Source organism: Caulobacter rhizosphaerae, assembly GCF_010977555.1.
In the GTDB taxonomy this organism is placed as follows: domain Bacteria; phylum Pseudomonadota; class Alphaproteobacteria; order Caulobacterales; family Caulobacteraceae; genus Caulobacter; species Caulobacter rhizosphaerae.
Genome location: NZ_CP048815.1, coordinates 3801908 through 3815153, shown reverse-complemented (window position 1 = coordinate 3815153; position 13246 = coordinate 3801908). Strand labels below are relative to the sequence as shown.

The 13246-nt window shown below is 68.6% G+C and carries 8 protein-coding genes; 4 read left to right on the top strand and 4 right to left on the bottom strand.

The genetic code is table 11. The features are described from left to right. Positions 1–2 precede the first annotated feature (2 nt). Entirely contained in the window at positions 3–2537 is a 2535-nt protein-coding gene (gene pleC, locus G3M57_RS17480; RefSeq protein ID WP_056762921.1) for a cell cycle histidine kinase PleC, read from the bottom strand. 173 nt (positions 2538–2710) lie between these two features. After that, positions 2711–5314, bottom strand: coding sequence for an aminopeptidase N (pepN, locus tag G3M57_RS17475; RefSeq protein WP_163231990.1), 2604 nt, complete (start codon positions 5312–5314; stop codon positions 2711–2713). Between the two features lie 156 nt (positions 5315–5470). On the opposite strand from pepN, the gene G3M57_RS17470 reads away from it, so the two are divergent. Next, positions 5471–6403: a CPBP family intramembrane glutamic endopeptidase gene (locus G3M57_RS17470; protein WP_163231988.1), complete on the top strand. Its 933-nt coding sequence runs from the start codon at positions 5471–5473 to the stop codon at positions 6401–6403. 4 nt (positions 6404–6407) lie between these two features. Here the strand turns inward: G3M57_RS17470 and G3M57_RS17465 are convergent, their stop codons facing one another. Further along, complete coding sequence (locus tag G3M57_RS17465) at positions 6408–6974, bottom strand: hypothetical protein (RefSeq protein WP_056762913.1); 567 nt, start codon at positions 6972–6974, stop codon at positions 6408–6410. 135 nt (positions 6975–7109) lie between these two features. Here G3M57_RS17465 and G3M57_RS17460 point away from each other — a divergent pair, with 135 nt between their 5' ends. The 3 genes from G3M57_RS17460 to G3M57_RS17450 all read left to right on the top strand — a co-directional run bounded on the left by G3M57_RS17460 (position 7110) and on the right by G3M57_RS17450 (position 11377). Then, positions 7110–8225: an acyl-CoA dehydrogenase family protein gene (locus G3M57_RS17460; RefSeq protein ID WP_163233779.1), complete on the top strand. Its 1116-nt coding sequence runs from the start codon at positions 7110–7112 to the stop codon at positions 8223–8225. A gap of 127 nt (positions 8226–8352) precedes the next feature. After that, a complete protein-coding gene (locus G3M57_RS17455) occupies positions 8353–9588 on the top strand; it encodes an acyl-CoA dehydrogenase family protein (protein ID WP_163231986.1) in 1236 nt (411 codons plus the stop codon). A 79-nt stretch (positions 9589–9667) separates the two neighbouring features. Continuing rightward, positions 9668–11377 (top strand): phospholipase D-like domain-containing protein, encoded by a 1710-nt coding sequence (locus G3M57_RS17450; protein WP_163231984.1) that lies wholly within the window; start codon positions 9668–9670, stop codon positions 11375–11377. Here G3M57_RS17450 and G3M57_RS17445 read toward each other — a convergent pair. Then, entirely contained in the window at positions 11374–13179 is a 1806-nt protein-coding gene (locus G3M57_RS17445) for a vWA domain-containing protein (RefSeq protein WP_163231982.1), read from the bottom strand. The genes G3M57_RS17450 and G3M57_RS17445 overlap by 4 nt on opposite strands. Between the last annotated feature and the right edge of the window lie 67 nt (positions 13180–13246).

The following is a 13246-nucleotide window of genomic DNA, read 5'->3' as shown; positions in this document are numbered from 1 at the left end:
GGTCAGGCCGCCGCGAAGTCGCGCAGGGACGACAGGCCGCTCTGGTTGATCGGCAGGATGAAGCTGACCGTGGTGCCTTCGCCCGGGGTGGAGGTCATCTCCAGCGCGCCGTCATGCATCTCGACCAGCGACTTGGTCAGGGCCAGGCCCAGGCCGGTGCCCTGGGTGGTCTTGGCGTGTTGACTCTCGACCTGCTCGAACGGCTTGGCCAGGCGCGCCAGGTCCTCGGCGGCGATGCCGATGCCGGTGTCGGTGACCGAGACCCGCACCCGCTCGCCCAGCGGGTCGCGGCGCACCTCGGCGCGGACCGTGACCCGGCCGGCGCGGGGCGTGAACTTGATGGCGTTGGACAGCAGGTTCAGCAGCACCTGCTTGACGGCCCGGTAGTCGGCCTCGACCTCGGGCAGGGGGGGGAAGTCGATTTCCAGTTTCAGGCCTGCGGCTTCGGCGCGATTGCGCACCAGGCGCACGGCGTCCTCGGTGACGTCCTCGAGGTTCAGCGGCTCGAACTTCAGGTTCATTTTGCCGGCCTCGATCTTGGACATGTCGAGGATGTCGTTGATCAGGGCCAGCAGGTGCTGACCGGAATTGTGGATGTCGAGGCTGTAGCCCTTGTAGCGCTGGTCGCCGAGCGGGCCGAACATCTCGTTCATCATGATCTCGGAGAAGCCGTTGATGGCGTTCAGCGGCGTGCGCAGCTCGTGGGACATGTTGGCCAGGAACTCGCTCTTGGCTTTGTTGGCGCCCTCGGCCTTGACCTTCTCCATCTCGTACTTGCGAGCCAGTTCCGCCAGCTGTTCCTGCGAGCGCTCCAGGCCAGCGACGGCGTGCTGCAACTGCTCCTCGTTAAGGCGACGGGCCTCTTCCTGGTTCTTGATGGCCGTGATGTCGGCGGCGGTCATCACCAGGCCGCCTTCGGCCGTGCGCCGCTCGCTGATCTGGATCCAGCGGCCGTCGTTCAGCTCGGCTTCGCGTACGCCCTTGGCGCCGTCGGGGGCCGGCTGGTCATGTCTGATGGCCAGCGCGGCGAAACGGTTGACCTCGTTGCGCGGCGCGCCGGGCTTGAGCAGCTTGGGCTCGAGGTTGAAGACGTTGCGGTAGTTGCGGTTGCACATCAGCAACCGGCCCTGGCGGTCCCACAGCACGAAGGCCTCGGACACGCTCTCGATGGCGTCGCGCAGCCGGTTCTCGGCGGCCTGGGCGCGGGCCTGGGCCAGGCGCTCCTCAGTGACGTCCAGCGCCACGCCGATGATCCGCGAATAGCCGTCCTCGCCGGGCTTGCCGAAGCCTTGGCCGCGGGCGTCGATCCAGATGGCGCGGCCGCCGTCGCGGGCCGGGACTCGGAACGACACGTCGAACGCGCCATAGGTCGCGGCGTTGGCAAGGGCCTGGCGGACCTTGTCGCGATGGTCGACCGAGACTCGGTCCAGCAACTCCTGGCCCGGCACCACGCCGCCGCCGCCCCAGCCGAACATCGCGCCGGTGACGTCGGACATGAACACCTGGTCGCCGCCCAGCTCCCACTCCCAGATGCCGCAGCGGGCGGCTTCCACGGCAAGGCGGAACCGCTGCTCGCTGTCGACGAATTCCTGCTGGGCGGTCTCGACGCGGCGGCTCTGCAGCATCAGCATCAGGGCCAGGGCGATGCCGACCGCCAGCGGGGCCAGCAGCGAGAAGGCGCCTTCCATGACCTGGCGGTCGACATTGGCCACGGTGCGTGGTTGGGCGCCGGCGGCCGCCAGCAGGTCGCCCTGGGCCAGGGGCTGGATCGCCACGTCGAGAGCCTGGCCGTCGACCGACTGCCCACGCAGGGCGGCCGCGCTGGATCCAAGATCGTCGAGGGACAGCGAGAACGCCTCCCGCAGATCGGTCGCGCCCTTGATCGACCGCCCTCCTGAAGCCAGGATCCGACCGTCGGACAGCATCAGGGCGCTGACCGCGCCCTTGGTGGGCTCGGCGATCAGGCGAACGGGGTCGCTGGAGGCGATGACGAAGCCGCGACCGCCCGCGACGGGCGTGGCCATGACGACATAGAGGCGGCCGGTGGTCCCGCCCCCGATCCACAGACTACGGCCGGAGGCGCCGGCCGAACGGGCGGCGACTTTCCAGTCGGCCGAAGGATCGCGACCGGCGACGGCCAAGACATCAGTCGCACTGACCACGGCCACGGCCATGGCCTCGCCGCCCGCGGCGCGCAGGGCCGTTTCGGCCGCATCGATAGGGGCGTTGGGCTCCCGCTGGAGCAGGTCGGAGGCCGCCGACAGTCCGGCCCGCTGCGCGGCCAGGTTGGTCTCGGCGGCCGCTGCGACCAGCTTGGCCTGGACGGCCAGGCCGGCGCCGCCCGGCGGTGTATTGGCCTCGTCCTTGAGCCGGCTCACGCCGAAGGCGGTATAGACCGCCAGCAGCAGCAAGGCGGCCAGGATCGCCAGACGCACATAGGCCTGGGACGGCGACCGTGCGGCGCGCGAGCGGGCCGCGCCCGCCGCCGAAAGACCGGCTCCCGCCAGCCTCCCGGTTCTCGCCCCGCCACGCTCCAACGCCCAATGCTCCCGCAAACACTTGGCGAGTCACTTCGCCGACATGGTGAATCTACCGCACGCCAAAGGGCCGCGTCACCGCCGAACCTTGGTTTTGGCCGGGGATGGGCCCTTTAGTCGCAACTGTGGCGCCGAAGAATCATCCCAGACTTCGCCGTCCGCGGACGGGATTTCTAGTCCAGGGCCCGGGACACCAGCTCCAGGACGTTTTTCGACAGGCCCACATGCTCGCGAATGCGCTCCAGTTGTTGGCGCATCAGGGCGCCCAGTTCAGGCACGTAGCGCCGCCAGGCCCCGAGCGGTTCGACCAGCCTGGCCGCCGTCATCGGATTGAAGCCGTCGACGGCCAGGATCTGGTCCGCCAAGAAGCGATAGCCGGCGCCGGTCTCGTCGTGGAAGCGGGCCGGATTGCCGCTGGAGAAGCCCTGGACCAGGGCTCGCAACCGGTTGGGGTTGCCGGCGTCGAAGTCGGGATGGGCGGTCAGGGCCAGGATGCGGCCGATCGCGCCTTCGCCAGGATCACGAGCCTGGGCGGCGAACCACTTGTCCAGCACCAGCGGCTCGTGCCGCCACTGGGCGTGAAAGGCGGCCAGAGCCTTCTCGGCCGGTGCGCCACCGATCGCCACCAGGGCTGACAGCCCGCCGATGGCGTCGGTCATGTTGGCCGCACTTTCGAAATGGCCAACGACCCGTTCGACATTGACCGCGTGCGGGTCGGCCGCCAGCAGGTCGCAGCAGGCGTTGCGCAGGGCGCGCTTGCCGGCCGCCCGAGCATCGGCCGAAAACTCTCCGCCGCTCTGCAGGTCGCCGTGCAGCCGCCGCAGCAGGTCGCCCAGGTGGACGGCGATGACGGCCTTCAGGTGGACGCGGGCCGCGTGGATCGCGGCGGGATCGACCGGATCGACCGCCAGGCTGAGGTCGCCCTCGGTGGGCAGGGCCAGCAGCAGGGCCTTGAAGGCCGGATCCGAGGCGTCGTCGACCAGGGCCTTGCCCAGGGCGTCGGCGTAGCGCTCCTCGCCGACCTCGTCGGGCGTGCCGGCCGCGCGGCCCAGGACCAGTTCGCGGGCCAGGGTCTGGCCGGCTTCCCAGCGATTGAACAGGTCCGGGTCGGCGGCGAACTGCACATAGCGGTCGACCGACCGAGTGTCGGTGGTCAGGTTCACCGGCGCCGAGAAGCCGCGCAGGGCCGAGATGACGGGCGCGCGCTCAACGCCCTCCCAGCGCACGGTGCTGGCGGGCGCGTCGAGCAGGACCACCTCGCTGTCGCGCAGCACCTCGCCCTCGCCGTCGAGCAGACCGATGGTCACGGGCACGGGCAGGGCGCGCTTAATCGGCTGACCGTTGGTCGGCGCGGTCGACTGGGTCAGGGTGATCTCCAGCGTCTTGGCCGTCTCGTCATAGGCATGGGCCAGCGACACCGCCGGCGTGCCGGCCTGTTCGTACCAGGCGAAGAAGTCGCTCATGTCGCGACCAGAGGCGTCGGCGAAACAGGCGATGAAGGCTTCGACGGTGGTCGCCTCGCCGTCGTGGCGCTCGAAATAGAGGTCCAGGCTCTTGCGGAAGGTTTCGGCGCCCAGGATGGTCTTGAGCATCCGGATCAGTTCCGAGCCCTTCTCGTAGATCGTGGCCGTGTAGAAGTTGTCGATCTTCAGGTAGCTGTTGGGGCGCACCGGGTGGGCCAGGGGACCGGCGTCCTCGGCGAATTGCCGGGCGCGCAGGGCCTTGACGTCCTTGATCCGCTGGACGGCCTCGCCGCGCATGTCCGCGCTGAAGCTCTGGTCGCGGAAGACGGTCAGGCCCTCCTTCAGACACAGCTGGAACCAGTCGCGGCAGGTGATGCGGTTGCCGGTCCAGTTGTGGAAATATTCGTGGGCCACGACGCTCTCGATGCGCTCGTAGTCCATGTCGGTGGCGGTTTCAGGCGCGGCCAACAGCAGGGAGCTGTTGAAGATGTTCAGCCCCTTGTTCTCCATGGCCCCGAAGTTGAAGTCGCGCACGGCGACGATCATGAACAGGTCCAGGTCGTACTCGCGGCCGAACGCCTCCTCGTCCCACTTCATCGCCCGCTTGAGGGCGTCCAGCGCGTAGGCGGCGCGAGGAGCCTGGCCGGGGTCGACGAACACCTTCAGCGCCACCGTGCGGCCGCTCATGGTGACGAAGCTGTCCTCCAGCACGTCCAGTTCGCCGGCGACGAGGGCGAACAGATAGGCGGGCTTGGGAAAGGGATCGTTCCAGACGGCGTAGTGACGACCGTCCGGCTGGCTGGAGTCCACCTCTCCGCCTTCCCAAAGGTTGCCGTTGCTCAGCAGGTAGGGGAACGCCGCGTCCGCCTCGATCCGCACAGTGAATCGGCTGAGGACGTCGGGGCGGTCGGGGAAGAAGGTGATGGTCCGAAAGCCCTCGGCCTCGCACTGGGTGCAGAACCGGCCGCCGGACATGTAGAGGCCCATCAGCGCCTTGTTGGCGGAAGGATCGATCTCGACCTCGGTGGTCAGCTCGAAGGCGTCGGGGACCTGGTGGATCGTCAGGTGTTCGGCGTCGAGAGCGTATTGGTTGGCGCTCAGGCCCTGGCCGTCGATGGCCGCCGAGATCAGCTTCAGGCGTTCCCCGTTCAGCACCAGCGGCTCGGCGGCGTCGCCGCTGCGTTTGATGCTCAGGGTCGCCTTGACCCGCGTCGCGCTGGGATCAAGCTGGAACTCCAGGCTGGTGGTCTCGATCAGGAACGGAAACGGGCGATAGTCCGAAAGCCGGACGGGCTGGGGCGTGTCTGTGCGCATTCCAGCAATGTAGGCAAGGACGGGGAGCGGGGCGAGGGCGCACTTGGCCCGATCGTCGATTTGTCCAGGCGCGACAGCGGTCTTACCTAAACTGTTCGTCACTTGAACCCTCGCGCGAACCCACCAAAGGTTCCCTTGCGTTCGGGGACCCGGTTCATGTGGCGTACGGAAGTTTCATCATCGGCGGTCGGCCTGGACATCGGGGCGCGCCGTTTCCTGCATCCGGGGCCGTTGCGCTGGCTGCGGGCGTTGGGCTGGGGCGGGCTGCTGTTCGCCCTCTTCATGGTCTTCTACGCCGTGGCCAGCCAGGCGGGGGAGCCCGCCCGAGGCGCCGCCGCCACGCCGCTCAGCCTTGTCGTGGTTGCGGTGCTGAGCGCGGTCGGGCTGGGGCTGTACGCCGGGATAGTGCGACTGGCCGAAGGCCGCTGGCCCGCCGAACTGGGCTTGAGGCGGGCTGCACCCGAGCTTCTGGTCGGCCTCGTGGTCGGCGCCGCGATGCTGAGCGCCGTGGTCGCCGCCCTGCTGGCCTTCGGTCTCTACGACATTTCCGGTCCGCGGGCCTCTTCGCCCCTGGCGATGATCAATGTTGGCGTCGCTTCGGGGGTGTTCGAGGAACTGATCTTCAGGGCCATTGTGCTGCGGCTGCTGATGCGAGCTTTCGGAGCCTGGCCGGCCCTGGCCCTGTCGGCGGCGTTGTTTGGCGCGCTGCACCTGGCCAATCCCAACGCCACGCCCGTGGCCGCCGTCGCCATCGCGGTGGAGGCTGGGCTGATGCTGGCCTCGTTCTACCTGCTGACCGGCCGTCTGTGGGTGTCGATCGGCGTGCACGCGGCCTGGAATTTCACGCAGGGCTGGATCTGGGGCGCGCGGGTGTCGGGCATACCCGTGCAGGAGAGCCTCTATCTGAGCGCACCCAAGGCCGGCGCGCCCGATTGGCTGAGCGGCGGGGCGTTCGGTCCCGAAGCGTCGGTTCCGGCCATGCTGATCGGGACCGGCGTGGCCGTGATCGTCCTCTATCAGGCCTGGAAGAAGGGGAACTTTCAGGCCCGTTCGGAAACGGCTCAGCCGATTGTCGAGGTCTTCGACTAAAGCTTCAACCCGCCTCGACCACGCCCAGGGCCACCTCGGCCGCCGGCACTTCGTGCAGGCTCCGCTCGATCGCCGAGGCGCGCTGAGCCAGGGCGACCAGGGCGGGCGGCGCGTCCTCGGGATGGTCGGCGGCCAGCTCGACCAGTTGACGGGCGAGGGCGTGGAGCTGCGGCGCGGCGGCGATCAGCCGGGCCTGGAACTCGATCTTGCGAGGATCGCGGTCGTATTCGGCCCCCGGCGTGCGCCAGCCGCCCCAATCGTTGGGATCGGTGACCACCACAGGATAGGTGCCGGGATAGGGATGGTGGAGGCAGTCGCTCTCCTGCTGCCACTTGTTGCGGGCCCGCAGGACGCGCCAGTTGGCCGTGGCGGCGTCGTCGCTCCCGTCGACGCGGTCTTCGGGCCTCAACTCGTGGGCGGCGAACTCGCGGCCCAGGCCGACGTCGTAGGTGACCCGTACGGGTTCGTCGAAGCCCTTGGCCCAGATCGGCACGATCTTCTCGATCGTCGCCCAGGCGCCGACGCTCTCGACCCACACCTTCTGGTTCCGCTGGAAGACGGTCTTGGCCACGCACGCGTTCTCACTGAGTTCGGGGCCGCCATAAGAACCTGAAATCCTTGACGCGAGGTCAATCTTTCCCTCGGGCGAACGATCGTTCATCGTGCGTCCGACGCCGCCATGAGAGCGGCCAAGGAGGAAGTCCAGGTGGATTTCGACTATTCCGACGACCAGAAGTTCCTGAAGGACGAGGCGCGCAAGTTCCTCGCCGCCCGCTGTCCGTCCTCCGTGGTGCGCGGGGTGCTCGACGATCCGGCTAAAAGCTATGACGCCGGGCTGTGGCGCGCCGTGGCCGAGCAGGGCTGGCTTGGCGCGGCCATTCCCGAGGCGCACGGCGGGCTGGGCCTGGGCCGCGTGGAGCTGTGCGCCATCGCCGAGGAGCTGGGCCGGGCCGTGGCGCCGATCCCGTTCGCTTCGACGGTCTACGTCCTGGCCGAGGCGGTGATGGCCCATGGGACCGAGGCCCAGAAGGCCGCCATCCTGCCGCGCATTGCGGCCGGCGAGCTGATCGGCTGCCTGGCGACCTCGGAAGGCCCCGGCGTGATCACGCCCTCGGCCCTGCAGGCCAAGGTCGAGGGCGGCAAGCTGACGGGCGTGAAGATCCCGGTCACCGACGGCGACGCGGCGGACATGGCGCTGGTGCTGGCCAACGAAGGCGGGCGTCCCGGGCTGTTCCTGGTCGACCTGCGGGCTGGGGGCGTGAAGGTGGACACCCTGGAAAGCCTGGATCCGACCCGCGGCGTGGCTCGCTTGACCTTCGACGGCGCCGTCGCCGATCGGCTGGGCGAGGCGGGGCAAGGGTTCGCGCTGGCTCAGGCGATCCTCGATCGCGCGGCCGTGCTGCTGGCCTTCGAACAGCTGGGCGGCGCCGACCGCTGCCTGGAGATGGCCCGCGAGTACGCCCTGGGCCGCTACGCGTTCGGCCGGGTCATCGCCGGCTACCAGGCGATCAAGCACAAGCTGGCCGACATGTACGTCAAGAACGAGGTGGCGCGCTCCAACGCCTACTACGCGGCCTGGGCCCTGAACGTCGACGCGCCGGAGCTGCCGACCGCCGCCGCCGCCGCTCGCATCGCCGCTTCCGACGCCTTCTGGTTCGCCAGCAAGGAGAGCGTGCAGGTGCATGGCGGCATGGGCTTCACCTGGGACGTCGATTGCCACCTCTACTACCGCCGCTCGCGGCAACTGAGCTTGGTGGCGGGATCGCCCAAGCTCTGGAAAGAGCGGCTGGTCAGCGAGCTTGAAAAGAAGAACGCGGCCTAGGCGGCGTCGAAATCCTCGTCCTTCGACAGGCTCAGGATGAGGATTTCGAAGGTGACCGCCGAGCCCCCCATAGCCCTATCCCGAGCTTGTCGAAGGACAAGGGCGGTTCCACGGAAGCAGAACCAAAATGGATTTCAACGACTCCCCTGAGGAAGCCGCCTATCGCGAGAAGGCCCGCGCCTGGCTGGTCGAGAACGCCGCCGCCCATCGCGTCGAGCATGGCGAGCCCAAGCCGACGACCCCCGAGCACATGGCCGCGGCCAAGGCGTGGCAGGCCCGCAAGGCCGCGGCGGGCTACGCCTGCATCACCTGGCCAGCGGCGATCGGCGGGGGCGGCGGCACGCCGATCCAGTCGGTGATCTTCAGTCAGGAGGAAGCCAAGGCGGGCGTCTCCTACGGCTATTTCACGATCGGCCTGGGCATGTGCGTGCCCACGGTGATGGCCTTTGGCGACGACGCCACCAAGCAGCGCTTCGTCTCGCCGGCCGTGAAGGGCGAGGAGATCTGGTGCCAGCTGTTCTCCGAACCGGCCGGCGGCTCCGACGTGGCGGCCCTGCGCACCCGCGCCGTCAGGGACGGCGACGGCCCCGATGCGGATTGGGTGATCAACGGCCAGAAGGTCTGGACCACCGGCGCCCACTACTGCGACTACGGCATCGTTCTGGTCCGCACCGATCCCGACGTGCCCAAGCACAAGGGGCTGACCATGTTCTGGATCGACATGCGCGATCCGGCGGTCGAGTGTCGGCCGATCCACCAGATGTCAGGCGGGCGCGACTTCAACGAGGTCTATTTCACCGACCTGCGGGTCAAGGACAGCCAGCGGCTGGGCGCGGTGGGCGATGGCTGGAAGGTGGCCCTGGTCACCCTGATGAACGAGCGCCTGGCGGTCGGCGGCTCGGCCGGACCCGACTATCGCCAAGTGATGGAACTGGCCCGCGGCCTGCCGGGCGTCAACGGCCCGGCGCTGAAGGACCAGGCGTTCCGCGAGAACCTGGCCGACTGGTACGTCAATTCCCAGGGGCTGAAGTTCACGCGATTCCGCACCATGACCGCCCTGTCGCGCGGCCAGACGCCGGGGCCGGAAAGCTCGATTGGCAAGATCATCTCGGCCAACCAGTTGCAGGACCTGGCCAACACCGCGGTCGAAGCCCTGGGCGAATACGGCATACTGACCGATCCGTCCTTGGCCCCCATGGAGGCGGCGTTCCAGCAGAGTCTGATGTGGGCTCCGGGACTGCGGATCGCCGGCGGCACCGACGAAATCCTCAAGAACATCATCGCCGAACGCGTCCTCGGCCTGCCCGGCGACGTACGGGCCGACAAGGACGTGGCGTTCAAGGACATGCCGACGGGTCGGTGACTCCGGTTCATCGAACATGACTCGCCTTTAAGGTGCGGCTCGTTCATTCTCCCGCATAAAGCGGCGGGGGAGGCGGGTGATGCGTGCGAGGGCTTCGAAGGACGGTTTGACGGTGCGGGTGATCGCCGGGACGCACGCGGCGTTGCTGGCGTTCGACCTGGCCGATGCGCGCCGCGGCGGATGCCTGGGCTTCTCGATCGAACGCACCGATGTCGGCACCGGCGATCGCCGCTGGCTGCCCAATTCGCTGCGCTTCATGAGCGATCCCAATCCCGAATGGGTGACCACGGCGCGGGCGCCGTTGCAGAAGTTCCGCTGGGGCGACTACACCACCGAGCCGGGGCGGCTCTACCGCTACCGCGTGGTGGCCCGCTACGGGACGCCGGCCGAGGTGCTGGCCCAGGGCATAATGGCCGAGCGCCCCGGCGGGTTCGACGCCATCCCCGGCGGCGTCAGCCTGGAACTGCGCACCGAGGACAATCGCAACGCGGCCACCTCGATCTTCTTCAATCGCGGGGCGGCCGCCAGCCAGGCCTATGTCAACAAGTTCGGCGACAACGATCCCGACGACATTCCCGAAGCCCTGACGTGGCTGTCGCGCGGCCTGGAAGAGGGGCTGGTGGCTTTCATCGCCAAGGCCGATGGACCGGACTTCGCCCTGCACGGCTGCATCTATGAATTCGAGAAGCCAACGCCGATCCGGGCCCTGATCCAGGCCCAGAAACGCGGCGCCGAGGTGCACATCGTCTATCACGCCCGCAACGGCGGGAAGACGGCGGAGGAGAACCGGCACGCGATCGAGAGCCTGGGTGTCGAATTCCCCACCACGCCGCGCACCCAAGGCTCGGCCATCATGCACAACAAGTATCTGGTTCTGCTGCGCAAGGACGCGGCGGGTGCGCTGAAGCCGATCGCGGTGTGGACCGGCGGCACGAACTGGACCGAAGGCGGCGTCTACGGCCAGCTCAACGTCGGTCATGCGGTCTACGACACCGCCGTCGCCGAGCGCTACGAGGCCGGCTTCCAGGTGCTGGCCCAGGATCTGAGCATCGACGCCACCCAGGCCCGGAACGACGTCATCACGCCCACGCCGCTGAACCGGGCGGCGCTGCAGCACGGGACGACGCCGCTGTTCTCACCGCAGAACGGCCTGGGGATGATCGATCTCTATGCCGACATCTGCAGGACAGCCAAGGTGTTGATGGTCAGCGCCCCCTTCGCCCTGCACGAGAGGATCCGCGCCGTGCTGGGCTCGCCGACCGATGGGGCGATGCGGTTCATGCTGGCCGACAAGGAAGGCTCCTATGGCGAGAAGGGCAATATCGACGCCCTCAACGCCGATCCCGGGAACATGGCGGCGGTCGCCAAGCCGTTCGAGGGCATCAAGCTGGCCGACTTCCAGAAGCGCAAGCTGGATCGTGATCGGCTGATGATGGACGAGGGCTTCCATCATGCCGGCATCCACATACACTCCAAGATCATCCTGGCCGACCCGTTCGGCGCCGACCCAGTGCTGGTCACCGGCTCGGCGAACTTCTCGACCAACTCGACGGTGGCCAACGACTCCAATGTGCTGGTCTTCCGGGGCGACACCGCGGTGGCCGACGTCTATGTCGCCGACTTCATGCGGATGTTCGAGCACTACTGGTTCCGCTCGCGCAAGGACGCCAAGCTCGAGGCCAACCAGGTCTTCGCCCTCAAGGACACCGATGCCTGGTCGGAGAAGTATTTCACCCCAGGAACGCGCGAGCAGCGTGACCGCCTGGCGTTCCTGGGGCTGATCACCTAGCTCCCCTTCACGTCCTTGGCCGCTCGGGTCAGCTGCACGAACTCGGCCCGCAGGCCGTAGGGATCCTCGCCCCGCGCGCCCTGGGCGAGGTCGGTGACCGCGCTCCAGTCGAAGCCGGCGTCGATCCAGGGATCGCCGCGCAGCTTCTGGCCGTAGGCGGCGACGGCCACGGCGAAGCGTGTGGATTCCGGCGCGGCGGACAGGCTGCCGCGCACGTCGCCGGCCCCGATCGGACGCTCGATCAGCTTCGAGGCCGAACCGCCGGGCGGCTTGTAGCGGATCTTCAGGAAGGCCAGCTCGCGCCCGCCCGTCGCCGGCGGCGGCTTGGCGCCGTAGCGCAGCGGGTCGGACGACGGCCTGGCCCCGGCGGGGGTGATCTCGTAGATCGCCGTCACCGCCGCGCCCGAGCCCACCTCGCCGGCGTCGACCTGGTCATTGTTGAAGTCCTCGCGATTGAGCAGCCGGGTCTCGTAGCCGATCAGCCGGTATTCGCTGACCTGGGCCGGGTTGAACTCGACCTGGATCTTCACGTCGTCGGCGATGGGGAAAAGGGCGCTGTCGAAGTCGTCGCGCAGCAGCTTGCGGGCCTCCTGCAGGCTGTCGACATAGGCCGCCGTCCCGTTGCCGTTCTGGGCCAGGGCCTGCATCATGGTGTCGTTGTAGTTGCCGCGGCCAAAGCCGTAGACCGACAGGTAGACGCCGCTCTTGCGCTGGTCGGACACGAAGTCCTTCAGGCGCGCCGGCTCGGCGATACCGACGTTGAAGTCGCCGTCGGTCATCAGGATCACCCGGTTGACGGCCTTGGGGTCGAAGTTCTGCCGGGCCAGGTCGTAGGCCAGCTTCAGCCCCTGGCCGCCGGCCGTCGAACCGCCCGAATGCAAGGCCGTCAGGGCGCAGCGCATCTTCAGCTTTGAGCGTCCGTCGGTGGGCGACAGCACCGCCCCGGCCGAGCCGGCATAGGCCACGATCGCCACCCGGTCCTGCGGCCGTAGCTGGTCTATCAGGACGTTCAGCGCCTTCTGGGCCAGGGGCAGGCGGTCGGGCCCGGACATCGAGCCGGAGGTGTCGACCAGGAAGACCAGGTTCAGCGGCGGCTGGCCGGCGCGTGGCGCGGCGTAGCCCTGGACGCCGATATGCAGCAGTTGGCGGTCCTTGGACCAGGGCGAGGGGACGACGGCCACGGTCGGCTTGAACGGCGGCTCCTGGGCGGCCGGCCGGGCGTAGCCGTAGTCGAAGTAGTTGACCAGCTCCTCGACCCGCACGGCGTCGTGCGGCGGGGCGGCGCCCTCGTTGAGGAAGCGGCGGACATTGGCGTAGGCGGCGGTGTCGACGTCGATCGAAAAGGTCGAGACCGGCTCTTCGGCCACGCGCTTGACGGGGTTGGCGACGGCGTCCGGGTAGCGTTCGGTATCCCGGTTGCTGGGAACCGAAGGAACGCCGGAGATCACCGGCGGCGCTATCCGATAGGCCATGCTGGGCGGTGGTGGCGGCGGCGGCGGAGGAGGTGGCGGCGGGCCGGCGAAGGCTTCGCGAACCGGGGGGATCGGCAGAGGCGGCGGCGTCGCCATGTTGGCCGGCGGCATGAAAGCCGGACGGGGCTGGACGCCGGCCGTCGCGGTGCGTCGCTTGGCCGAGACCGTCAGTTGTTCCTCGACCGGGGCGCTGAAGCCAAGGGCCGCGCAGGCTTCGGGCGTGACCGGCCCGTCCTGCGGCGCGGCGGCCAGGCCCGGGGTGGCCGCGGGGGCGGCGACGGCCAGGGCCAGCAGGCTGACCCCGGCGGCGCGAAGGAGGCGTGTGACCATGATCTTGTTCCTCTCCCGATGATGAGGAATGATTACACGTGTAAAACATCTGCGCCAGAGCACGCTA